This window comes from Luteimonas campi (assembly GCF_051162505.1).
Lineage (GTDB): Bacteria > Pseudomonadota > Gammaproteobacteria > Xanthomonadales > Xanthomonadaceae > Luteimonas.
In genome coordinates this window covers 601,575-625,566 of the sequence record NZ_JBNWEM010000002.1, presented here as the reverse complement: position 1 = coordinate 625,566, position 23,992 = coordinate 601,575, and the positions used below count along the sequence as shown (strand labels likewise).

Genomic DNA, 23,992 nt, shown 5'->3' with positions numbered 1-23,992 from the left:
ATCGTTCCAGTGGGGGCGCAGGAGGGAAGAACGGCCGGCGGTCAGGCCGGTACCTCATCCGCCTCCGCCGCTGCTGTCACGACCGTGTGCCGCCTGCCGCGTCCGGGCGTCGCCGTCGTCGCGGGGCCGGATGCCGCCGGCGAACGCACGGCGCTGGTCGAAAACACCGCCACCGTCTGCACCAGCTGTCCGGCTTGCTGTTCCATGCTGCGCGCGGCGGCGGTGGCTTCCTCGACCAGCGCGGCGTTCTGCTGCGTGCTCTCGTCCATCTGGGTGATCGCCTGGTTGACCTGCTCGATGCCCGCGCTCTGCTCCTGCGAGGCGGCCGAGATGTCGGCGATGATGTCGGTCACCCGCTTGATGCTGGTCACGATCTCGCCCATGGTCTTGCCGGCCTGGTCGACCAGCGCATTGCCATGGCGCACCTTGTCGGTCGAGTCGCCGATCAGCTGCTTGATCTCCTTGGCCGAGCCGGCCGAGCGCTGCGCCAGCGAGCGCACCTCGGCCGCCACCACCGCGAAACCGCGGCCCTGTTCGCCCGCGCGCGCGGCCTCGACCGCCGCGTTGAGCGCCAGGATGTTGGTCTGGAAGGCGATGCCGTCGATCACGCCGATGATGTCGGCGATGCGGTTGGAAGAGTCGGAAATGGCGGACATGGTCTCGACCACCTTGCCGACCACTTCGCCGCCCTGGGAGGCGACATCGACCGCGCCGATCGCCAGCTGTTTGGCCTGGCGGGCGTTGTCGGCATTCTGGCGCACGGTGGAGGTGAGCTCCTCCATCGACGAGGCCGTTTCCTCGAGCGAGGCGGCCTGCTGCTCGGTACGGCGCGACAGGTCGTCGTTGCCCGCCGCGATCTCCGAGGCCGAGGCATTCATCGCGTCGCTGCCGCTGCGGATCTGGTTGACGATCTCGGCCAAACGCTCGACGGTGCGGTTGGCGTCGCGGGCGACGTCGGAGAAGCGGCCGTCCAGCCTGCGCTCGATGCGCCGCGACAGGTCGCCCTCGGACACGGCCGACAGCAGCCCGCCGATCTCGGCCAGGCCGGCATCGGTGGCCGCCATCAGCCGGTTGAGTTCTTCGATCAGCTCGCGGTAGGCGAATTCGAAACGCGCGGCGTCGCCACGCTGCGAGAAGTCGCCCGCGACCGCTGCTTCCACCAGTCGGCGCACTTCGGCGTTGCTGTCGCGCATGGACCGCTTCACCGCGTCGATGGCTTCGGTGATCTTCGCCTTCTCGCCCGGCAGCCGTTCCATGTCGCGCGTGAGGTCGCCGCGCGCGTAGCGGCCGACGATGTCGATCAATTGCATCTTGACCGCGATATGCGCTGCGACCAGGCCGTTGAGGCCGGCGGCCATGGTGCCGTAGGCACCGGGGAACTCGCCGGCCGGCATGCGGTGGCTGATATTGCCCGCCTCGTGCGCGTCCGCCATCTCGCCCTGCGCGGCGGTGAAGCGGCGCAGCACCTGCTGCATCTGCTGCAGGGAACCCAGCAGGCGCGCGGCTTCGTCGTTGCCCTTGGCGCGGATCTCGGAGTCCAGGTGCCCCTGCGCCATCGCATCGGCCGCGGCGACGGCGCGCGCGATCGGACGGGTGATCGAACGGGCGAGGAACCAGGAGGCGCACAGCAGCACGGCCAGCACCAGCAGCACCTTGGCCACCGCCGCGCGCGCCGAGGCCCACAGCGCGGCCTGCACGTCGTCGATGTAGATGCCCGAACCGATGATCCAGCCCCAGGGCGCGAATTCCTGGACATAGGAGATCTTCGGCACCGGCGCGTCGGCACCGGGCTTGGGCCAGGCGTAGTGGATGAAGCCGCTGCCGCCGTCCTCGACCCGCTTCACCGCCTCGACGAACAGGTGCACGCCGTCGGGATCGGCGAAGCCGGCCAGGTCGGTGCCGTCCATGTCCGGCCGGAACGGATGCATCACCATGTACGGCCGCATGTCGTTGATCCAGAAATAGTCGTCCTGGCCGAAGCGCAGGGCCTTGATGGCCGCGATCGCGGCGGCTTGGGCCTCGTCCTCGCCCAGCTCGCCGCTGCGGGCGCGCGCATGGAAATGGCTGGCCAGGCTGGCGGCGGTTTCCACCAGGCTGCGGGTCGCGGTTTCCTTCTCGGCCATCAGCGTGCGCCGCTCGGACACCAGCTCCAGCACCATCACCACCAGCAGTGCGAGGACACCCAGCGCGGTCAGAAGGCCCAGCTTGCGGGAAATACCGATGCGCGAGAGAAAATCGGACATGGAAAGCCGTCCTGGGTGGGTGTTCCACGGTTTATCGGCCGCCCGCTGGAAAAGTGTTGCCCCGGTCGAGAAGCGGGACGCCGGTCACGGCGGGCGCGACGGGGCAGCCAGGCCGCCCCGCCGTGCGCGTGCCGCCTCAGAACTCCAGCCAGTCCTCCGCCGCAGTGGCAGTCGCGAGCGCGGGCTGCGCGGCGGGCGCGGACGGGGCCGGCTGCAGCCTGGCCGGCTTCCGTGCCGTGACGGGCGCCATGGCGCCGGCGTGTGCCGGGATGCGGACCTCCAGGGCCGGCTGCCGCTCCCCGGCCTGGAACACCGCCACCGTCTGCACCAGATGCCCGGCCTGCTGCTCCAGGCTGCGGGCCGCGGCCGTGGCTTCTTCCACCAGGGCCGCGTCTGCTGCGTGCCTTCGTCCATCTGGGTGACGGCCTGGTTGATCTGCTCGATGCCCGCGCTCTGCTCCTGAGAGGCGGCCGAGATGTCGGCGATGATGTCGGTCACCCGCTTGATGCTGGTCACGATCTCGCCCATGGTCTTGCCGGCCTGGTCGACCAGCGCATTGCCGTGGCGCACCTTGTCGGTCGAATCGCCGATCAGCTGCTTGATCTCCTTGGCCGCGCCGGCCGAACGCTGCGCCAGTGAGCGCACCTCGGCCGCCACCACCGCGAAGCCGCGACCCTGTTCGCCCGCACGCGCGGCCTCCACCGCGGCGTTGAGCGCCAGGATGTTGGTCTGGAAGGCGATGCCGTCGATCACGCCAATGATGTCGGCGATGCGGTTGGACGACTCGGAGATCGCGGACATGGTCTCGACCACCTTGCCGACCACTTCGCCGCCCTGGGAGGCGACGTCGACCGCGCCGATCGCCAGCTGATTGGCCTGGCGGGCGTTTGTCGGCGTTCTGGCGCACGGTGGAGGTGAGCTCCTCCATCGACGAGGCGGTTTCCTCGAGCGCGGCGGCCTGCTGTTCGGTGCGGCGCGACAGATCGTCGTTGCCCGCCGCGATCTCGGCGGCCGCGGCATTGATCGCGTCGCTGCCGCCGCGGATCCGGGTCACGACCTCGGCGAGCCTGTGGACGGTGCCGTTGGCGTCGGCGGCGAGCCTGCCGAACTGCCCGGGCAAGCTGGCGTCCGCCCGGCGGGTGAGATCTCCTTCGGCGACCGCGGCAAGCCTGGGCGCAAGTAGGTCGCCCTCGATAACGGCAGCTGCGGCGCATGATCCATGCCGGCAAATGCGCGCGACGTCGCAGTTCGCAGATCCGCTGCTGCCGAATCGGCGCTCCGCTCCGGCGCAACGCGCCTGCGCCCGCAACGCGCCAGGACGCGGCATCCGTCTGCAGCGGAAACACTGCGCCGAAATCTGATTCCGGAGAGCGCAAAAAAAGCGGAGCGCCAGGGCGCTCCGTTTTTCGACTGCGGCCGATGCCGGCTTCAGAACTCCTGCCAGTCGCCTCCGGCCTCGGTGTCGGCCGTCGCCCTGGCCGGCAGCTTCGAAGGGGGCCTGGGCGCCGGGGGCGCGGGCCGGTGGCTGTTCAGCCGGATCACGCTGGCCGCGGGAACCTTCGCGGCGGCGGCCGGCCTGTCGTCGTGCACGCGGAACACCGCCACCGTCTGCACCAGCTGTCCGGCCTGCTGTTCCATGCTGCGCGCAGCGGCCGTGGCTTCCTCGACCAGCGCCGCGTTCTGCTGCGTGCTCTCGTCCATCTGGGTGATCGCCTGGTTGACCTGCTCGATGCCCGCGCTCTGCTCCTGCGAGGCGGCCGAGATGTCGGCGATGATGTCGGTCACCCGCTTGATGCTGGTCACGATCTCGCCCATGGTCTTGCCGGCCTGGTCGACCAGCGCATTGCCGTGGCGCACCTTGTCGGTCGAATCGCCGATCAGCTGCTTGATCTCCTTGGCCGCGCCGGCCGAGCGCTGCGCCAGCGAGCGCACCTCGGCCGCCACTACCGCGAAACCGCGACCCTGCTCGCCCGCGCGCGCGGCCTCCACCGCCGCGTTGAGCGCCAGGATGTTGGTCTGGAAGGCGATGCCGTCGATCACGCCGATGATGTCGGCGATGCGGTTGGACGACTCGGAAATGGCGGACATGGTCTCTACCACCTTGCCGACCACTTCGCCGCCCTGGGAGGCGACGTCGACCGCGCCGATCGCCAGCTGGTTGGCCTGGCGGGCATTGTCGGCGTTCTGGCGCACGGTGGAGGTGAGTTCCTCCATCGAGGAGGCGGTTTCCTCGAGCGAGGCGGCCTGCTGTTCGGTACGGCGGGACAGGTCGTCGTTGCCGGCGGCGATCTCCGAGGCCGAGGCATTGATCGCATCGCTGCCGCTGCGGATCTGGCCGACGATCTCGGCCAGGCGCTGGACGGTGTGGTTGGCGTTGTCGCGCATGGTCGCGAACACGCCCTGGAACTCGCCGTCCATGCGCCGGGTGAGGTCACCCTCAGCCAGTGCGGTCAGCACCTGCGAGACCTGGTCCAGGCTGGCGGCATTGGCGTCGAGCAGGCCGTTGAGCTGGCCGGCGAGCTGCAGGTAGAAGCCCTGCTTGCCCTCCAGGCCGATGCGCTGGGACAGGTCGCCGGCCGCCGCGGCCTGCACCACGTGGCCGAGCTCCACCTCGACATGAACCTGCGGCGTGCGATCGCGCCACTCGACCACGTAGCCGAGCAGGTTGCCGTCGGCGTCGTCCACCCGGGCCACGCTCTGGCCGAAGTGCGCATCGCCCATCGCGGCCTCGCTCTGGTGCACGTCCTGCAGGCCGTCGAACAGGGCGATGGCCCCGGCCGGGTCGCGGGAGAAGTCCTCGAGCTGGCTGCCGACGATGCGGTCGATCTCCAGCTCCGGCAGCGCGGAGTGGATCTGTTCCTCGTAGTGGTGCAGCAACCCGGTGACCGCGGCGTTGGCGTAGATGACCTTGCGGTCGGGGTCGGCGATCATCACGCTGGTGCCCGAGCTGTCGAGCGCGGTGCGGATGCGCAGGTTCTCGCTCGCGATCGCCTGGTCGCGTTCGATGCGCTCGCGCAGGTCGCGCTGCATGCGCTGCATGGCCTTGAGCAGGTCGCCGATCTCGTCCGCGCGGCTGGTGTCGATATGGCTGTCGAGCTTGCCGCCCGCGACGTCGTTGGCGACGCCCGCGGCCTCGCGCGCGGCGCGCGTCAGGCTGCGCGCCATCAGCCAGGCGACCGCCAGGCCCGCGCCGATGCCGGCCAGCAGCAGGGTCACCAGCAGCAGGTTGGAGCTGGTGTAGGTGCTGTGGGCGCGGGTGGTGGAGGCGGCCGCGACGCGGTTGGCATCGTCGGCCAGCGCGGCGAGCGCGGCGCTGGTGGCATCGTGCAGGCGGCTGGTCTCGCCGATGAAGGTGTCGGTGGCGTCGTCGGGCAGCTCGAGATCGAGCATCTCGTTGACCGAGGCGTAGGACGTCCTGGCGGCTTCCCATGCGCTGACGAGTTCGGCGAGCAGGCGCTGCTCGTCGGGCGTCGTCGCGAACTGCTCGTAGGCCTTCAGGTTCTCCGCCAGCTGCGCGTCGATCTGCTGCGCACGCTCGCGCGCCTCGCGCTTGGCCGCGTCGCTGGCGCGGACCAGGCCGCGGTAGGAAGCGGTGCGGAACTCGCCGAGCAGGGCGCGGGTCTCGCCGACCAGGGTGACCGCAGGCAGCACGTCGCTGGACAGTTCGGTGGTGACGCGGTCGATCGAGCGCATGCCGCCGTAGGCGGCGATGCCCTGGACCAGCATGATGAGCAGGATCACGCCGAAGGCCAGCATCAGCTTCGGCGCGAGCTTGAGATTCGAGAACCAGTGCATGGGTCACTCCCCCTGTGACGAAACGAAACGGCCCGGTCGCTTGCGCGCCGGGCCGCGGGATCACTTGATGGTGGCGAGCTTGACGTCGGCGGGAGAGCGGATCGCGATCTCGGCGCGGCTGGCGTCGCGCTGGATTGTGCCCACCACGCACACGTCGCGTCCCTCGAGTTCCTCGGGCGTGGGGCGGAACTTGTCGCGCTGGTCCTGCGGGATGCGCGCCGAGAAGGTGTGGCGCGGGAACGCGCCGCCCATGTGCAGGAAGGTTGGCTGCCCCTCGGAGTTCTCGGCGTAGCGGGTCTTTTCGACCTTGCCGCAGACCATTCCGCTCTGTCCGACGTGGCGCGAGGCCTGGTCGGGGCGGATGGCGTCCTGGGCGAAGGCGGTGAAAGCGCAGCCGCCGAGCAGGAGGGCGGCCATGGTGCGGTGGGTCCTGGGGATCATCGGTCTACTCCGGGTGGGGTGCAGGTGGGCATGCCGTCGCGCACGCCCGTCGATCCGATAGCGGCCGCACCGCGGGGAACTTGAGCATCAGCACTAAAGGTTCCGCAGGGCGGGGTATCAGCCGCCGCGCCGCAGCCGGGCGTTGCGCTGGCGCTCGACCTGGAAGATGTACTGCATGACCTGCTGCTCGGCCGGGGCCGCCAGGTCGAGGAACCTGCAGCCCGCTCGCGATTGCGCGAGTCCGCGCACCTCGTGGGGGCGGGTGTAGATGACCTCGAGCGCGATCGCGAGCGGCGGCAGCTCGCCCAGTCGCAGCAGGCAGTGGGTCAGCCGCGTGCCCGGCTGGAACGTCGCCTGCGCACCGTCCGGCACCGCGAGCGCGAGGCCGCCCCCGCTGATGTCGAGCACGCGCAGGCCGGCCGCATCGGGGTCGGGCGCGTGTTCGGCATCGCCGGGGTGTACGGTCACCGGCGCGCTGGCCGGGGACGGCAGCCGGTAGGTCTCGCGCCGCTGCATGCGCAGCACGGCCTGCGGCCAGGGCGCGGAGAAGGCCACGTAATCCTCGTGGAGGATCCGGGTGGGCGCGGAAACCCGGAACCGGATCGGCACCAGGTCCAGCTGCGCGCTGCAGACCAGGCGGCTGGCGGCTGCCATGCGCCGGTTCATGGCCTCGTCGCGATTGCCGTCCAGCACCAGGCGGCCGTCGTCGTGCACGGCCAGCAGGGCGGTGGGGCAGGCATGCCCACCCGGGACCAGGCTGGCGCTGATCAGCGCGCGCGCCTCGACCAGCGCACGCAGCACCGTCGCGATCTCGCCCGGCTCGCGCAGGGCGAACCGCGACAGTTGCTCGTCGTCCTGCAGGTGGGTGGGTTCGTCGGCGACGGGCATCGTCCAAGGCCGCGGGGATCCGTTGCCGCGGTATCGGCCGCCGCCGCGCGGAGTTGAATGGCAGGGGGCGCGACGGAAGAGGGCGGCCGCAGCCGCCCCCGTTCAGCTCAGGCCCGGCCGGGTCAGAATTCCTGCCAGTCGCCCGAGGCGTCGGTGGCCAGGGCCGTCGCGGCGCCGCCGGCCGAGCGCCTGGCGGGGCGGGCACGGACAGGGGCTGGCGCCGGCGCGGCAGGCGCCAGTTTGACTGCCGGCGCAGGTGTGGCGGGTCGGGCCACCTGCGCGTCCTGCATGCGGAACACGGCCACGGTCTGCACCAGCTGTCCGGCCTGCTGTTCCATGCTGCGCGCAGCGGCGGTGGCTTCTTCGACCAGCGCGGCGTTCTGCTGCGTGCCCTCGTCCATCTGGGTGATCGCCTGGTTGATCTGCTCGATGCCCGCGCTCTGCTCCTGCGAGGCGGCCGAGATGTCGGCGATGATGTCGGTCACCCGCTTGATGCTGGTCACGATCTCGCCCATGGTCTTGCCGGCCTGGTCGACCAGCGCATTGCCGTGGCGCACCTTGTCGGTCGAATCGCCGATCAGCTGCTTGATCTCCTTGGCCGCGCCGGCCGAACGCTGCGCCAGTGAGCGCACCTCGGCCGCCACCACCGCGAAGCCGCGACCCTGTTCGCCGGCGCGCGCAGCTTCCACCGCGGCGTTGAGCGCCAGGATGTTGGTCTGGAAGGCGATGCCGTCGATCACTCCGATGATGTCGCCGATGCGGCCGGAGGACTCGGAAATGGCGGACATGGTCTCGACCACCTTGCCGACCACCTCGCCGCCCTGGGACGCGACGTCGACCGCGCCGATCGCCAGCTGGTTGGCCTGGCGGGCGTTGTCGGCGTTCTGGCGCACGGTGGAGGTGAGTTCTTCCATCGACGAAGCGGTTTCTTCCAGCGCCGCTGCCTGCTGCTCGGTGCGGCGCGAGAGATCGTCGTTGCCGGCGGCAATCTCGCTGGCCGCCGAATTGATCGCGTCGCTGCCGCTGCGGATCTGCGCCACCACCTCGGCCAGCTTGCGCACGGTGCCGTTGGCGTCGGCGGCCAGCCTGCCGAACTGGCCGGGTAGGCCGGTATCGGCCTGGCGGCTAAGGTCGCCCTCGGCCACGGCGGCGAGCAGGCTGCCCACTTCGCCGAGACTGGATTCGGTGGCCGCCATCAGCCGGTTGAGCTCCTCGATCAGCTCGCGATAGGCGAACTCGAAGCGCTGGCTGTCGCCGCGCTGGCCGAAGTCGCCGGCCACGGCCGCCTCGACCAGGCGCCGCACTTCGGCATTGCTGTCGAGCATCGACTGCTTCACCGCGTCGATGGCTTCGGTGATGGCGGCCTTCTCGCCCGGCAGGCGCGCGAACTCGCGCGAAAGGTCGCCGCGGGCGTACTGCGCCACGGTGTCCACCACCTCGCGGTTCAGGGCGATGTGCGAGCCGACCAGCTCGTTGAGGCCCGCCGCCATCGTCGCGTAGGCACCCGGGAAGGCATCGGCGGGGATGGCGTGGCTGATCGTGCCGGCGTCGTGCGCGGCCTTCATTTCGCGTTGCGCGCCGACATAGCGTTTCAGCGTGCCGACCATCTCGCGCATGGAATCGGCCAGGGCGCCCAGTTCGCTGCGCTCGCTGAGGCGGATCGGGCGTTCGAGATCGCCGCGTGCCACCGCATCCGCGGTGCCCATGACCTCGGCCAGCGGCCGCACGATCGAACGACTGATCAGGATCGAGGCGACCGCCGCGATCAGCAGGGCCACCGCCAACAGCAGGCCGATCGCCCATAGATTGGCGACGTAGCCGGCCTCCTGTCGTGCGACTGCCGCATCCAGCTGGTCGAGCTTGCGCTGCAGCAGGCCGGCCACCGCGTCGGCGGCCGCCTGGCGCAGGTCGCCCGCGGCCGAGGCCGGCCCCATGTCGCCGGCCTCCAGCGCCGCCGACAGCCGGGCGCTGTTGTCGAAGTAGGCGGCCGACCTGGCCAGCACTTCCTCGTAGGCGGCGTCCTCGCCATCGCCGCGGATGCGGGCGGCGAAGGCGCCGGTCATGTCTTCGAACGCCTTGCGGCCGACGACCAGTTCGCCGGCGTATTCCTGCATCTTCTCCGCGTCGCCGATGCTGGCGACCAGGCCGCGTTCGCTGACCCGGTACTCGGCCAGTGCGGTGGCCATGGCCCCGAGCTCGCGGACCGCGGGCACGGATTCACCGGTCAGGTCGAGGACGACGTGCTGGGCGGCGCCCATGCGCTGGGCGGCAAAGCCGCCCATGACGAGGATCAGCAGCGCGAGGGCGGCGAAGCCGATCCCCAGGCGCCTGCCGATGCTAAGTGAGCTGAACATGCGTTCCGGGCCTTGTGAAGAAGTCGGCCGCGGTAACGGCATGAAACCCGGGTGCTTGAGCCCGCCGCGTCAGCGCATGCCGCCGGCCACCGCGCGCAGCGGCGGCGCGGTCTCGAACATCGCATCCTGGTCGGGCGCAAGCCGGAACGTGGTGACCATCCCGACCAGTTGCCCGGCCTGCTGCTCCATGCTGCGCGCAGCGGCGGTGGCTTCCTCGACCAGCGCCGCGTTCTGCTGCGTGCCCTCGTCCATCTGGGTGATCGCCTGGTTGATCTGCTCGATGCCCGCGCTCTGCTCCTGCGAGGCGGCCGAGATGTCGGCGATGATGTCGGTCACCCGCTTCACGCTGGTCACGATCTCGCCCATGGTGCGGCCGGCCTGGTCGACCAGTTCGTTGCCGTGGCGGACCTTGTCGGTCGAGTCCGTGATCAGCTGCTTGATCTCCTTGGCTGCGCCGGCCGAGCGCTGCGCCAGTGAGCGCACCTCGGCCGCCACCACGGCGAAGCCGCGACCCTGTTCGCCGGCGCGTGCAGCTTCCACCGCGGCGTTGAGCGCCAGGATGTTGGTCTGGAAGGCGATGCCGTCGATCACGCCGATGATGTCGCCGATGCGGCCGGAGGACTCGGAAATGGCGGACATGGTTTCGACCACCTTGCCGACCACCTCGCCGCCCTGGGACGCGACTTCCACCGCGCCGATCGCCAGCTGGTTGGCCTGGCGGGCGTTGTCGGCGTTCTGGCGCACGGTGGAGGTGAGTTCCTCCATCGACGAGGCGGTTTCCTCGAGCGCGGCGGCCTGCTGCTCGGTGCGGCGCGAGAGATCGTCGTTGCCGGCGGCGATCTCGGACGCGGCCGAGTTGATCGCATCGCTGCCGCTGCGGATCTGGCTGACGATCCGGGCCAGGCGCTCGACGGTATTGTTGGCGTCGGCCGCCAGGTGGCCGAAGGCACCCTGGTAGCTGCGATCCACGCGACGGGTGAGGTCGCCCTCGGCGAGCGCGGTCATGATCCGGCCGACGTCGTTCAGGCCGGCATCGGCCTCGGCCATCAGGCCGTTGAGCGCGGCCACCATTTCGCGGAACGCGAACTCGTGGCGACTCTCGTCGCCGCGGCTGGCGAAGTCGCCGCGCGCGGCGGATTCGGCCAGGCGGCGAATGTCCTCGTTGACGGCCGACAGGCTGGACTTCACCGCATCCAGGGCCTCGTGCAGCGCGGCGCGCTGGCCGGGCAGGCGCGGGGCGTCGCGGCGCAGATCGCCGCGGCCGTACTCGGACATGATCTCGATGCCGGCCTGGATCGCGTCCAGGTGGCCGAAGATCGCGGCGTTCACGCCCTGCGCCATGCGGCCGTAGTCGCCAGGGAAATCCTCGGGCATGCGCCGCGACAGATCCTCGCCCGACTGCTGCAGCTCGATCAGCGCCTGCATCTCGCTATTGAAACGGCCCAGCTGGCCCTGCATGCGCTGCATGCTGGCCAGCAGCTGGCCAGCTTCGTCGCGCGAGGCGACCTCGATGCGGGTGTCGAAGCGGCCTTCCGCCATCGCGGCCGACACCGCGGTGGCGCGGCCGAGCGCGCGGCCGACGCCGCGGGCGATGAAGAAGCCGGCAAGCAGCGAGAGCACGATCGACGCGAGCGTGAGCCCCACCATCACCACGACGTTGCGCCGGAACGCGGCCTCGGAAGCGGCGACGTTGGCCGCCAGGTGCTCGCGATCGTCCTTGCCCAGGGCGTCGAGCGCGGCGAACGTCTCGCGGCGCAGAGGCCGCGACTCGTTGTTGGAAATGCCGTCGGCGGCCTCGAAATCGCCGGCGCGCGCGGCCTCGAGCAGGCGCGCGGACGTGGCCAGGTACTCGGCCACGCGGGTGTTGCTGACGACGTACAGGTCCTGGTTGGTGTCCGGGCCCAGGTTCGCGGCGTACTCGGCCTTGGCCGCATTGATCTGCTCGAACATGCGCGCGAAGCGCGGCTCGTACTCGGCGAAGTTCTGGGTGGAAATCACCGCCATCTCGTATGTGCGCAGCTCGCCGAGGTAGCTGCGGATGTCGCCCAGCGCCTGCACCTGCGGCACATTGTCGTCGGCGATGCGCGCGGCATCCGCTTGCGCGGTCACCAGCTGCATGCAGGCGAACGCGCCGAGCGCGAGCGTCAGCACCGCAGCCAGTGAAATACCCGCGAGCAGCTTGCGGGTGATGGGAAGATCGTTGAACCAGCGCATCGGAATGTCCTGAAGAAGTGCGGTGTGTGGGGCGTCGGGAAGACAGGATCAGAAGTGGAACTGCGCGCGCAGGCCGAACGCCTCCGGGTCGCGCAACACGTCGCCGCGACGGGCGTGGGCGAACACGTAGTTGGCCTGCAGCTTGAAGTTGCGGCCGAGGTACCAGTTCACGCCCAGCGTCCAGTCGGACTGGCGACCGCCGCGCAGCGCGCCATCGTCGAGATCGAGCTGGCTGTAGCGCAGCAGCAGTTCAACGGCGGAGGTGGAGGACGGCACCACGTTGGTGGCGTAGCCGTTGTAGCCGCGCGACTCGCCGGTCAACACCCAGCTGCCGAACAGGTAGGCGCCGTTGCCGGACACGTCGGCCAGGCCGTCGTCGCGGCGCGCGCGCACGTCCAGCACCTCGCCCTGCAGCGACCAGGGCCCGTTGATCCACAGGCCTTCCAGGCCCAGGCGGTCGATGGTGTCGACGCCGGCGATGCTGCCGGTATCCACCAGGCGCACGTCGGTCAGGCCGACCTCGGGACGGGCGCGCATGCGCAGGCTTTCGCCGTCGGGGCGCTCGCGGCTGCCGGCGATGCCCAGGTGCAGCACATCGCCCGCGGCCTTGCGCGGCACCCAGGCGGCGCGCGCGGCGACGGTGCTGCCTTCGTTCGCGCCTTCCAGGTCGTTGCCATCGAACCAGGCGGCGCTGGCCAGCCACGCCTGGCGCTGCAGCGCCCATTCCACGCCGACGCGGCGACCGGCGTAGGCCACCTGCACCGGCAGCGCCGATTCCAGGAACGGCGTATTGCGCGAGGAACCCACGCCGTCGAAGCCGACCGGGGTCTTGAACTGGCCCAGGCGCAGGCTGCCGATGTCGCGGCCGAGCAGGCCCTTGGACTCGAGCTTCAGCGTCACGTCCATCCAGGTCTCTGCCTCGAGGTCGCGCTGCACGGTCAGCTCGTAGCTGCCCTTGCGGCGCAGCGACACCCCGACCTCGCGGCGGCGGAAGTGGTCCTCGTCCTCGAACGCGGCGGCATCGATGCCCTGTCCGAGGTGGCCGAAGCCGTTGTAGTCGTAGGCCCAGTTGGCGGTGAAGGCGAGTTCGTGCTGCTCGCCGACCGGCGTCTTGAGCGAGATGTCGCGCCAGTCGGCGGCATGGGCGCTGGCGAGCAGGCAGGACGAGGCGAGCAGGAGGGAAATCCGGAAACGCACGGCAGCTCCTTCGCGGGCGTGGGGCCCGGGCAGGTCGTTGGGGGGTGGTGAAGGACACTGCGCCGGAGAGCGGGTGACGATCACGTCGTGGCCGGCGCGCAGCTGCGGCCAGCCTTGTTGTCGGCGGCGGCGCGCCGGACTTTAGCGGTCAGGCCAGCGCGGGCGCGTCTGCCCCTACGGTGCCGCATCGTGCTGCGCCAGCGGATGCCGCCGGGCGTGCAGCCGGTTTGGCGGCCGGCCTGTCGAGCCGGAAAGCCGCCGCAGTGGCAGCCAGCTGCCGTGCCTGTTCTTCCAGGCTGTGCGCTGCGGCCGATGCTTCCTCCACCAGCGCCGCGTTCTGCTGGGTGGCCTCGTCGAGCTGCGTGACCGCGCGGTTGACCTGGCCGATGCCTGCGGACTGCTCGCTGGACGCGGTGGTGATCCCGCCCATGATCGCCGTCACCCGCTGCACCGCGTCCACGATGCCGGCCATGGTCCTGCCGGCGCGGTCCACGCGCTCGGCGCCCGCGCCCACCTTTTCCGACGAATCGGCGATCAGCGCCTTGATCTCGCGCGCGGCATCGGCAGAACGCAGCGCCAGGTTGCGTACCTCGGCGGCGACGACCGCGAAGCCGCGGCCCTCTTCGCCGGCACGCGCGGCTTCCACCGCCGCGTTGAGCGCCAGGATGTTGGTCTGGAAGGCGATGCCGTCGATCACGACGACGATGTCGCTGATCCGGCGCGAGGACTCGCTGATCTCGGCCATCGTCGCCACCACCTCGGCCACCACCCGCCCGCCGTCCTCGGCCACGTCGCCGGCGCCGCGCGCCAGGTCGTTGGCCTGCAGTGCGCTCTCGGCGTTGCGGCGCACGGCCACGGTGAGCTGCTCCATCGAACTGGCGGTCTCCTGCAGGCTCGCCGCCTGCTGGCCGGTGCGGGTGGACAGGTCGATGTTGCCGGCGGAGATGCCGGCCGCGGCCTGGCCGATGGTGCCGGTGGCCGACTGGATCTCGGCCACAAGCTGCGCCAGCTGGTCGACGGCGGCATTGGTGCTGGCCTTCATCTCGCCGAACAGGCCGTGCATGTCGCTGGCGATGCGTGGGCGCAGGTCGCCCTGGGCAAGCGCGCCGAGCACGGCCGCGGTCTCGCGCAGGCTCTGCTCGGTGGCCTGCATCAGGCGCGTCAGGCCGGTGCCCACCGTGTGCACGAAGCCGCTGGCGCCGCGCAGGTCGAGCCGCTGGCTGAAGTCGCCGTCGGCGGCGGCGGCCACCACCGTCTCCACCTGTCGCTCCAGCGCCAATTCGACGGTGCGGTCGCGCCACTCGGCGACGGTGCCCAGACGCTCGCCCGCGTCTCCCAGCACCGGGGTCACGGTGATGTCGAAGCTGCGTGCGCCGAACGCGGCCCGGTAATTGTGCGGTGCCGACAGCGTCGAGAGCCTGGCGCGCTGCGCCTGCGGGTCGGCATCCAGCGCGTGCAGCGGGCTGCCGTCGAGCGCGTCCACCGAAAATCCTGGGCAGGCGCTGCGCAGGTCCGCCTCGGCGACGGCGAACATCGCGCGCGCGGCGGGGTTGGCGTAGACGATCGCGTGGTCGTGGTCGGCGACCAGCACGCTGGTGGGCGCGGACTCCAGCGCGCATTGCACCCGCGCCATCTGTTCGCTGCGCCGGCGCCGGTCCTCGATCTCGAAGCCCAGTCGCACCTGCATCGACTTCAGCCCGAGCAGCACGCTGCCGACCTCGTCGTCGCGGTCGATCGCGATGTCGCGGGCGTAGTGCCCGGTGGCGAAATCGCGCAGGTGTCCGACCGCGGTGTCCAAGCGCCCGACCACGTCGTTGCACAGCCACCAGGCCGAGTACAGCGCCGCGCCCGTGGCCGCCGCCACGATCGCCAGCAGCGCCGGCAGGGGCAGCCCGGCCGAGGCCAGCAGCACCAGCGCCGTGCCCAGGCCGCCGACGCCGATGGCGGCCAGCAGCAGGCGCTGGCGCAGGCTCAGGCGCCACAGCGGATTGAGGCTGCGCAGCAGGTCGGGCGCGACCCGCGCGCCATGGCGCACCTGCAGGCGGCTGCTGCCGGCTCGCATCGCGGCGTAGTCGCGCTCGGCCGCATCGACCTGGGCGCGGCTGGGCCTGCGCCGCACCGACATGTAGCCCACGTGCTCGTCGCCCTCGTGGTAGGGCGTGACATGCGCCAACACCCAGTAGTGGTCGCCGTCCTTGCGCCGGTTCTTGACCATGCCCACCCAGGGACGCCCGGCCTGCAGCGTGCGCCAGAAGTCGGCAAACGCGGCCGGCGGCATGTCCGGGTGGCGGATCACATTGTGCGGCTGGCCGATCAGTTCGGCTTCGGAGAAGCCGCTGGCCTGCACGAAGGCGTGGTTGACGTAGACGATGGTGCCGCGCCGATCTGTGCGCGAGACGAGAGGTTCGTCGCCCTCCAGCGCGAACTCGCGCTGGCTGACGGGGAGGTTGTTGCGCATTGCTACTTCCGGGGGAAAACAGGAGCCCGCGCCGCCGGAGCGCCGCGGTCGTGCGGGTGCCGGCTCAGGCGGCTTCCGCGGCCACCAGGCCCATGGTCTCGTGGCCCATCAGGCGCTCGATGTCGAGCAGGATCAGCATGCGCTCGTCGAGCGTGCCGATGCCGGTGAGGAACTGGCGGTCGATGGTGGCGCCGATCTCGGGCACCGCGCGCACCTGCTCGCCGGACAGGCGCACCACGTCCGACACGCTGTCGACCACCATGCCGACCACGCGGCCGCCCACGCTGAGCACGATCATCACCGTGAGCGCGTTGTACTCGGCCTTGGCGAGGCGGAACTTCAGGCGCATGTCGACCACGGGCACGATGATGCCGCGCAGGTTGATCACGCCCTTGATGTAATCCGGCGCGTCGGGCAGGCGGGTGACCGCGTCGTAACTGCGGATCTCCTGCACGCGCAGGATGTCGACGCCGTACTCCTCCTCGCCGAGCACGAAGGTGAGGAATTCGCCGGTGGCGGCATCGCCGGTGGCGGCGTGGGTATCGGGGCGGGCGTGCTGGGACATGGTGCGGTCCTTGGTGAGTCGGTACGGGGGTGGGCGGGGCGTCAGGCGGCCGCCGGCAGCGGTGCGGCCTGGCCCAGGCCGCCGGCATCGACGATCAGCGCGACGCGGCCATCGCCGAGGATGGTGGCGCCGGACACGCCGGCGACACGCTTGTAGTTGCTCTCGAGGTTCTTGACCACGACCTGCTGCTGGCCGAGCAGTTCGTCGACCTCCAGCGCCAGGCGACGGCCATCGGCTTCCACGACCACCGCGATGCGCGGCGGCGCGTCCTCGCCCTCGCCGCGCGCGGCACCGGGCAGGCCGTACTGGCCGGCCAGGTCGATCAGCGGCAGGTAGTCCTCGCGCACGCGCAGCACGCGCGCCTCGCCGGCGATGGTGCGGATGTCGGCTGGCGTGGGCAGCAGCGATTCGATCACCATGCTCAGCGGCACGATGAACACTTCCTCGCCGACCGCCACCGACATGCCGTCGACGATGGCCATGGTCAGCGGCAGCCGGATCACCACGGTGGTGCCCTGGCCGGCGCGGCTGCGGATCTCGACCTGGCCGCCGAGGGCGGCGATGTTCTTGCGCACCACGTCCATGCCCACGCCGCGGCCGGACAGGTCGGTGAGCGTGTCGGCGGTGGAGAAGCCGGGTGCGAACACCAGGTCCCAGACCTGGGCGTCGCTGGGGTTGTCGGGCATGGGGATGCCGCGTTCTGCGGCCTTGCGCAGGATGCGGTCGCGATCCAGGCCGCGGCCGTCGTCGCCGATCTCGATGACGATGTTGGCGCCCTGGTGGGCGGCGCTCAGGCTGAGCGTTCCGGTTTCGTCCTTGCCCGCGGCGCGGCGCTCCTCGGGGAGCTCCAGGCCGTGGTCGATGGCGTTGCGCACCAGGTGCACCAGCGGATCGACGATCTTCTCGATCACACCCTTGTCCAGCTCGGTGGCCTCGCCGTGCGTGCGCAGCTGCACCTTCTTGCCCAGGCGCGTGGCGATGTCGCGGACCATGCGCGGGAAGCGGCTGAAGGCGAAGTCGACGGGCAGCATGCGCACGCCCATCACCGATTCCTGCAGGTCGCGGGTGTTGCGCTCCAGCTGCACCAGGCCCGACATCAGCGCCTCGTTGGCGACCGGGTCCAGGTGCTCGGAGCGCTGGCGCAGCATCGCCTGGGTGATCACCAGTTCGCCGACCAGGTTGATCAGGGCGTCGACCTTGGCGACCGCGACGCGGATCGAGTTGTCGCCGTCACTGCTGCGGCGCGAGACCGCTGCCGCGGCGTCGGCGCTGGAGTCCGCCGCGGCGACCGGCGCGGGCGCGGGCGCGAGCGGGACCGGCGCCGATTCCACCACCGGCGCCGGCGCCAGCGCGCAGCTTTCGATCCCCAATTCGCACTCGTCGGCGACCCAGGCGAAGGCCTCGTCGATCGCCGCGCGCGGCACGCTGCCGGGCAGGGTCAGGTTCCAGGCCAGGTAGGCCTCGAAGGGGTCCATTTCGGCGAACGCCGGCAGGCGCGCATCCACGCACTCCACGCCCAGCTCGCCGTGGCTGGCGAGCTCGCGCAGGATCCGCAGCGGGTCGTTGCCGCTGAGGAACATCGACGGTGCCGGCGCGAAGGCGATGCGCCAGTCGCCCTGTTCGGGCGCGGCCGTGGCGTCATCGGCGGCCGCGCCCGCGGCCTGCGCGTCGCCGGCCAGCAGTGCGTCCAGGCGCGCGCGCGCGGAGGTCAGCGCCGCGGCGTCGATCTGGCTGCCGTGCTCGCAGGCGGCGAGCAGGCTGCGCAGCACGTCCACCGAGACCAGCAGCGCGCCGATGGCGGCCGGGTCGAGCACGCGCTTGCCGGCGCGGGCTTCGTCGAGCAGGGTTTCCAGCAGGTGGGTCAGGTCGGTGACGCTGGTGAAGCCGAACGTCGCCGCGCCGCCCTTGATCGAATGCGCGGCGCGGAAGATGACGTTGATGGTCTCGGCATCGGCCGCGCCGGCGCCGGACTCGAGCGACAGCAGGCCGCTCTCCATGGCATCGAGGCCTTCGCGGCTTTCTTCGAAGAACGCGGCATGGAAGCGGGTGATGTCCATGGCTCAGCTCAGGACCTTGCGCACGGTGGCGAGCAGCTGCTCGGGATCGAAGGGCTTGACCAGCCAGCCGGTGGCGCCGGCGGCCTTGCCTTCCATCTTCTTGTCGCCGCCCGACTCGGTGGTCAGCATCAGCAGCGGGGTGAAGCGGTAGTCGGGCAGCTGGCGCAGTTCGCGGATCAGCGAGATGCCGTCCATGCGCGGCATGTTGACGTCGGTGACCACGGCGTGGAACGAGCGCGTACGCGCGATCTCCAGCGCGGCCTGGCCGTCTTCGGCTTCGCTGACCTCGAACCCGCCCGAGGTCAGGGCGAACGCGACCATCTGGCGCATCGAGGTCGAGTCGTCGACGACGAGCAGTTGCTTGGCGCTCATGCAGTTGCTCCGTTGGTGGGAATGTTGTCGTCCGGCGCGCCGTCGACGCCGAGGCTGGCAGCGAGCGCCAGCTGGCGCGCGGCCGCGGCGAGGGTCGGTGACGGATCGGTGATGGTGGTGCGCTGCCCGCGCGCGGCGCGGTCGCGGACGAAGGCGTGCAGCAGCTGCAGCCCGGCGGCGTGCACGCGCTCGACGCGGTCGCCGGCGATCTCGAGCGGGGCCTCGGCCTCGAGGTGGGGCTGCAGCGCCGCCTGCAGTTCGGCGACGCGCTCGATCCCGAGGTCGGTTTGGAGCGTCAGATGGGTCATGGGGTGGCCACGTGGATGCAGTCCTGAGGATTAACGGCCCCCGCGCCCACGACTTGAGCGCGCGATCAGCCGTACAGGGCGTAGGCGTCGAACAGCACGGTGGGCGCCGCGCCCACGCGGGCCACGCCCAGGATCACGCCCGGCGAGCTGCCCTGCAGCGGGGGCTCGATGCGGTCGCGGCCCAGGGTCACCACGTCCTCGACCGCGCTGACCAGCACGCCGATCAGCTCGTCGTCGCGTTCGATCACCACGATCCGGCTGTGTTCGTCGGCATCGACCTGGCCGGTCTCCAGCCACAGGCCCAGGTCGAACACCGGCACGATGCGTCCGCGCAGGTTCATCACGCCCAGCACGGCCGCGCGCGCGCCGCGCATCGGCACGATCGGCACCACCCGCACCACTTCCTGCACGCGCAGCAGTTCCAGCGCGTAGCTGTCGCGACCGACCACGACCCGCAGCCAGCGCGAGGACTGGGCGATCAGACTGGCCGGCGGCGGCACCGCGGCCAGCGGCGGCGCCATCGGCATCGCGGCCGGCGCGGCTGCGGCGGTCTCCATGTGCGGCGGCACGGGCGCGCGTGTCGGCTCCGCCCCGGCTGCGGCTGCCGCCGCGGTCGCCGCGAGACCAGGCGCCGCGGGTGGTGTGGCTGTGGTCTCGCCGGTCGCGGCCAGCGCCGCGTCGGCAAGCTGCAGCCGGGCGCCGTCATCGGTGGCGGCCGCGGCCGCTGCGGGCGCGGAGTCGTCGAGCAGGGCGTCGACGTAGTCGATCACGTCGCTGGCGCCTTCGGGATTCATGCCGCCTGCCTCTGCGGTGCCTGGGCCTGCGCCTGCAGCCAGGCGAGCGCGCGGGCGTAGGCCTCGGCGCCGCGGCCGCTGCAGCCGGCCTCGGTGGTCAGGGCCTGGGCGTCGCGCAGGCGCGTGTCCATCGGCACCGCATCGGGCCAGACCCGGCCTTCGTACTGCGCGTGCAGCTGCTCCAGGCTCTGCACGCCCGAGCGCGTGCGCTTGTCGTACAGGGTGGGCAGCACGTGCTGCGTCAGCGGCCGGCGCCGCGAGCGTTCCACCATGCTGGCGGTGCGCAGCATGTCGGCCAGGCCATGCAGCGCCAGCGGATCGGTCTGGGTGGGCACCACCAGGCGGTCGGCCGCGGCCAGCGCATTGACCATCAGCAGCCCCAGAGTCGGCGGGCAGTCGAGCAGCACGTGGTCGTAGCTGGCGTGCACCGCGTGCAGGGCGCGGCCCAGCGCCAGGCCGAGGCCGGGCTGGCCGGAGCTGCGCCGCTCCAGCGTGGCCAGCGCCGGCTGCGCCGCCACCAGCTGCAGGCCCGGCACCTCGGTCTGCCGGGCCAGGTTGGCCAGGGCGGCGCCGCTGCCGACGAACAGGTCGTGGGTGCCGGCGGGCGGCGGGTCGGACGGCACCGAAAATGCGCGCGTGAGCGAGGCGTGCGGATCCAGGTCGATCAGCAGCACGCGGCCACCGTCCCGGGCCAACCCGCGCGCCAGGCACAGGCTGGTGGTGGTCTTGCCGACCCCACCTTTCTGGTTGGCGATGGCCCAGACCTGCATGTCAGTCGGCTCCCGGGGAGATGGTGGAAGGAGAAAGTCCGGCGGTGGCCGCGCCCAGCGGCGCAGGCGCGGCCTGCATGGCGATGGTCGGGCCGCTTTCGGGAATCGCGTCGGGGCCGTCCGGCGCGGCCAGGATCACCAGCAGCACGCGGCGGTTGGCGTTGCGGCCTTCCAGGGTGGCGTTGTCGGCCACCGGCTGGTGTTCGCCGTAGCCGACCACGGCCAGGCGGCCGGGATCCATGCCCTCGGCGGCCAGCAGGTGGACCACGCTGGCCGCACGCGCCGAGGACAGTTCCCAGTTGGAAGGGAAGGCCGCGGTGCGGATCGGCACGTCGTCGGTATAGCCCTCGACCCGCACCGCGTTGGGTTCGCCGCGCAGCACCTGGCCGAGCTTGCGCACCGTGGCCGTCGCCACCGGGCTGGGCACGGCCACGCCGCTGGCGAACAGGATGTCGCTCTGGATCTCGACCTCGAGGAAGGTGCGGCCGCGCCGCACCGTGACCAGCTGCTGGCGCACCAGTTCCGACAGCGCTTCCTGGATGCGCCGGCCGAGGGTGCTGAGCTGCGACTGTCCGCGCAGCGCCGCGTCCATCGCCGCGGCCTCGGCCGCGCGTCGCGCCGCCAGCGCGCTTTGTCCGCCCATCGGCGCGTCCAGCATCTGCCGCACGCGTACCTGGCTCACCGGCGCGGTCGCGGTGGGCCCGGCCTTGGCGCCGGGCGTGAGCAGCGAGGGCCGGTCGAACGACGAGCCCCGCAGCTGGGTCTGGCCCAGCTGGATCGGGGTGATCGAACGCGGCGGCCCGCCGAAGGCCGAGGACAGCGCATCGGAGACCGCGCGGTACTTGCCTTCGTTGATCGAGGAAATCGCGTACATCACCACGAAGAAGGCGAGCAGCAGGGTCATGAGGTCGCCGTAGGGCACGGCCCAGGCCTCATGGTTCTGGTGTTCTTCGTGCTGGTGCCGGCGTGCCATGGATCAGTGCACGTAGCCGCTGAGCCGGGCTTCGATGTTGCGCGGGTTCTCGCCCTGCGCGATCGCGATCAGGCCCTCGACGATCATCTCGCGCTCCAGCGTCTGCGCGTTGACCAGGGTCTTGAGCTTGTTGCCGATCGGCAGCAGGGCCAGGTTGGCCGAGCCGATGCCGTAGATGGTCGCGGTGAACGCCGCGGCGATGCCGTGGCCGAGCTTGCTCGGATCGGCGAGGTTCTTCATCACCGCCATCAGGCCCAGCACCGCGCCGACGATGCCCAGGGTGGGCGCATAGATGCCCATGCCCTCGAACACCTTGGCCGCGGCCAGGTCGCGCGCGCTCTGCCCGTGCAGCTCGATCTCCAGCATCTGCCGGATCGACTCGGGCTCGACGCCGTCGACCACCATCTGCAGGCCCTTGCCCAGGAACGGATCGGACTGCTGCGCCACCTGCGCCTCCAGGCCGAGCAGGCCCTGCTTGCGCGCGGTGGTGGACCATTCGACGATCTGCGCGATCACCGCGGCGTGGTCGTGCGCCGGCGGCTTGAACACCCAGGCGATCATCTTCATCGCGCGCAGGAAGGTGGGCAGCGAGGTCTGCAGCAGGATCGCGGCGATGGTGCCGACGATCACGATCAGGAACGCGGCCGGCGACCACAGGCCCGCCAGCCCGGCGCCCTTGAGGATGCTGCCGCCGATCAATGCGACCAGCGCGAGCACGGTGCCGATGACACTGAGTCTGTCCATGGGCTGTTTAACGGTCCTTGCCGGGGTTACTTGAACGGGGGCCCGATGCGCGCGGGGTGCCGCTGCCGAGCAGCGCATCCACGTCCAGGATCAGGGCCATGCGGCCGTCGCCGATCAGGCTGGCGCCGGCATAGCCGGGCAGGCCGCGCAGGGTGGGCGGCAGCGCCTTGATCACCACCTCCTCGCGGCCGCGCACGCGATCCACGGCCAGGCAGTAGCGCGCCTCGCCCGACTGCAGCACCACGCAGGTCGAGTCGGGCAGGGGCGCCGGCGCCATGCCCAGCCACTCGCGCAGGCCCAGCAGCGGCAGCGGCTGCTGGCGCAGGTCGAGCACGCGCTGGCCGTCGATCCACAGCGCCCTGCCCGGATCGTGCGACAGCACTTCGACCACGCGTACCAGCGGCAGCGCGTAGACATCGCCGCCCACTTCCACCAGCAGGGTCGGCAGGATCGCCAGGGTCAGCGGCACGCGGATCGCGAAGCGCGAGCCGGCGCCGACCTCGGAATGGATCTGCACGGTGCCCGACAGCTCGCGGATGCGCGACTGCACCACGTCCATGCCCACGCCACGGCCGGACAGGTCGCTGACCGCATCGCGGGTGGAGAAGCCGGGCAGGAACAGCAGCTGCAGGCATTCGTCGCTGGACAGGCGCGCGGCCGCGTCGTCGTCGATCAGGCCCTTCTCCACCGCTTTGCGCCGGATCCGGTCGGGGTCGATGCCGGCACCGTCGTCGCGCACCTCGATGGCGACATGGTCGCCTTCCTGCTGCGCGCTGATCCGCACCACGCCCAGCTCGGGCTTGCCGGCGCGGCGCCGCGCCGCCGGGCTCTCGATGCCGTGGTCGATGGCGTTGCGGACCAGATGCACCAGCGGATCGGCCAGCGCCTCCACCAGGTTGCGGTCGAGTTCGGTGTCGGCACCGGACACGTCCAGCTGCACCTGCTTGTCGAGCTGGCGGGCGACATCCCGGGCCAGCTTCGGGAAGCGCGCGAACACGCGGCCCACCGGCTGCATGCGCGCGGTCATCACCGCGCCCTGCAGGCGCGAGGTGGCGACGTCGAGCGCGGCCACGGCGCGGTCGAGGTCGTCGTCGCGCAGGCGCGGGCGCAGGGTCTTGAGACGGTTGCGCGCCAGCACCAGCTCGCCGACCAGGTTGACCATGGCGTCGAGGCGGCGCACGTCCACGCGCACGGTCACATCGGTCGGCTCGGCCTGCGCGGCCGCGGCGGGGCGCGACGGCGCCGCGGGGCGCGGTGCGGGCGCAGGCGCTGCCGGTGGCGGCGCCACGGGGGCGGGCGCCGGCTGTTCGCCGGGCACGCCGCCAGCGCCGTGCAGGCTGTCGAGCAGGGCTTCGAAATCGAGATCGTCGAGCGAGTCGCTGTCGCCCGCTGCGGGCGCGACGATGTCCGCCACCGGCGCGGCCGTCGCGGGCGTCGTCGCAGCGCCCGCGCGCAGGGCGGCGAGCAGGGCTTCGGGCGCGGGTTCGGGTTCGACCCCGCCGGAGATGCAGTGGAGCATGTCGACCAGCAGGTCGATGCCCTGCTGCACGCCGTCGAAGGCAGCCGCGTCGAGCGGCGCGCTGCCGTCGCGGGCGGCGTTGAGGCGGTCCTCGACCGCGTGGCATACCGCCACCATGGTGGTGAAGTCGAGGAAGCCGGCGCCGCCCTTGATGGTGTGGAAGCCGCGGAACACCGCGTTCAGGCATTCGCGATCGGCGGGCGCGCGCTCGAGCGCGACCATCTGCTCGCCGAGCTGGTCGAGGATCTCGCCGACCTCGACCAGGAAGTCGGCGCAGATATCGGAGACGGCCGACGACAT

17 protein-coding genes and 1 pseudogene are annotated in these 23,992 nt (G+C 71.4%); all 18 read right to left on the bottom strand.

Annotated features, from left to right (window positions below):
• Nucleotides 1–41 precede the first annotated feature (41 nt).
• The 18 genes and pseudogenes from ACQYVW_RS07775 to ACQYVW_RS07690 all read right to left on the bottom strand — a co-directional run bounded on the left by ACQYVW_RS07775 (nt 42) and on the right by ACQYVW_RS07690 (nt 23,992).
• On the bottom strand, nt 42–2,243 hold the full coding sequence (locus ACQYVW_RS07775; protein WP_434946575.1) for a methyl-accepting chemotaxis protein: 2,202 nt from the start codon (nt 2,241–2,243) through the stop codon (nt 42–44).
• A 136-nt stretch (nt 2,244–2,379) separates the two neighbouring features.
• Nucleotides 2,380–3,423, bottom strand: a pseudogene (locus ACQYVW_RS07770) (methyl-accepting chemotaxis protein); the annotation flags it as partial.
• Between the two features lie 248 nt (nt 3,424–3,671).
• Nucleotides 3,672–6,038 carry a methyl-accepting chemotaxis protein gene (locus ACQYVW_RS07765; protein ID WP_434936564.1) on the bottom strand — a complete coding sequence of 789 codons (2,367 nt, stop codon included), beginning with the start codon at nt 6,036–6,038 and terminating at the stop codon, nt 3,672–3,674.
• 60 nt (nt 6,039–6,098) lie between these two features.
• Complete coding sequence (locus ACQYVW_RS07760; protein WP_434936562.1) at nt 6,099–6,479, bottom strand: hypothetical protein; 381 nt, start codon at nt 6,477–6,479, stop codon at nt 6,099–6,101.
• Between the two features lie 117 nt (nt 6,480–6,596).
• A complete protein-coding gene (locus tag ACQYVW_RS07755; protein WP_434936560.1) occupies nt 6,597–7,367 on the bottom strand; it encodes a flagellar brake protein in 771 nt (256 codons plus the stop codon).
• A gap of 122 nt (nt 7,368–7,489) precedes the next feature.
• Nucleotides 7,490–9,721 carry a methyl-accepting chemotaxis protein gene (locus ACQYVW_RS07750; protein ID WP_434946574.1) on the bottom strand — a complete coding sequence of 744 codons (2,232 nt, stop codon included), beginning with the start codon at nt 9,719–9,721 and terminating at the stop codon, nt 7,490–7,492.
• 69 nt (nt 9,722–9,790) lie between these two features.
• Complete coding sequence (locus tag ACQYVW_RS07745; protein ID WP_434946573.1) at nt 9,791–11,935, bottom strand: methyl-accepting chemotaxis protein; 2,145 nt, start codon at nt 11,933–11,935, stop codon at nt 9,791–9,793.
• Between the two features lie 48 nt (nt 11,936–11,983).
• Nucleotides 11,984–13,132, bottom strand: a complete 1,149-nt coding sequence (locus tag ACQYVW_RS07740; RefSeq protein ID WP_434946572.1) for an OprO/OprP family phosphate-selective porin — start codon at nt 13,130–13,132, stop codon at nt 11,984–11,986.
• Nucleotides 13,133–13,280: 148 nt separating this feature from the next.
• On the bottom strand, nt 13,281–15,590 hold the full coding sequence (locus tag ACQYVW_RS07735; RefSeq protein WP_434946571.1) for a methyl-accepting chemotaxis protein: 2,310 nt from the start codon (nt 15,588–15,590) through the stop codon (nt 13,281–13,283).
• Between the two features lie 64 nt (nt 15,591–15,654).
• The gene (locus ACQYVW_RS07730) at nt 15,655–16,155 is read right to left on the bottom strand and encodes a chemotaxis protein CheW (RefSeq protein ID WP_434946570.1); all 501 of its coding nucleotides are present in this window, start codon (nt 16,153–16,155) and stop codon (nt 15,655–15,657) included.
• A 41-nt stretch (nt 16,156–16,196) separates the two neighbouring features.
• Complete coding sequence (locus tag ACQYVW_RS07725) at nt 16,197–18,212, bottom strand: chemotaxis protein CheA (protein ID WP_434946569.1); 2,016 nt, start codon at nt 18,210–18,212, stop codon at nt 16,197–16,199.
• Between the two features lie 3 nt (nt 18,213–18,215).
• The gene (locus ACQYVW_RS07720; protein WP_298576865.1) at nt 18,216–18,584 is read right to left on the bottom strand and encodes a response regulator; all 369 of its coding nucleotides are present in this window, start codon (nt 18,582–18,584) and stop codon (nt 18,216–18,218) included.
• A complete protein-coding gene (locus ACQYVW_RS07715) occupies nt 18,581–18,892 on the bottom strand; it encodes an STAS domain-containing protein (RefSeq protein WP_434937029.1) in 312 nt (103 codons plus the stop codon). The genes ACQYVW_RS07720 and ACQYVW_RS07715 overlap by 4 nt, the downstream gene beginning before the upstream one ends.
• Nucleotides 18,893–18,957: 65 nt before the next feature.
• Nucleotides 18,958–19,686, bottom strand: coding sequence for a chemotaxis protein CheW (locus ACQYVW_RS07710; protein ID WP_434946568.1), 729 nt, complete (start codon nt 19,684–19,686; stop codon nt 18,958–18,960).
• Complete coding sequence (locus tag ACQYVW_RS07705) at nt 19,683–20,456, bottom strand: ParA family protein (RefSeq protein WP_434946567.1); 774 nt, start codon at nt 20,454–20,456, stop codon at nt 19,683–19,685. The genes ACQYVW_RS07710 and ACQYVW_RS07705 overlap by 4 nt, the downstream gene beginning before the upstream one ends.
• A gap of 1 nt (nt 20,457) precedes the next feature.
• Nucleotides 20,458–21,429: a flagellar motor protein MotD gene (motD, locus tag ACQYVW_RS07700; protein ID WP_434946566.1), complete on the bottom strand. Its 972-nt coding sequence runs from the start codon at nt 21,427–21,429 to the stop codon at nt 20,458–20,460.
• A 3-nt stretch (nt 21,430–21,432) separates the two neighbouring features.
• Nucleotides 21,433–22,173 carry a flagellar motor protein gene (locus ACQYVW_RS07695; RefSeq protein WP_434946565.1) on the bottom strand — a complete coding sequence of 247 codons (741 nt, stop codon included), beginning with the start codon at nt 22,171–22,173 and terminating at the stop codon, nt 21,433–21,435.
• Nucleotides 22,174–22,180: 7 nt separating this feature from the next.
• On the bottom strand, nt 22,181–23,992 hold the full coding sequence (locus tag ACQYVW_RS07690) for a chemotaxis protein CheA (protein ID WP_434946564.1): 1,812 nt from the start codon (nt 23,990–23,992) through the stop codon (nt 22,181–22,183).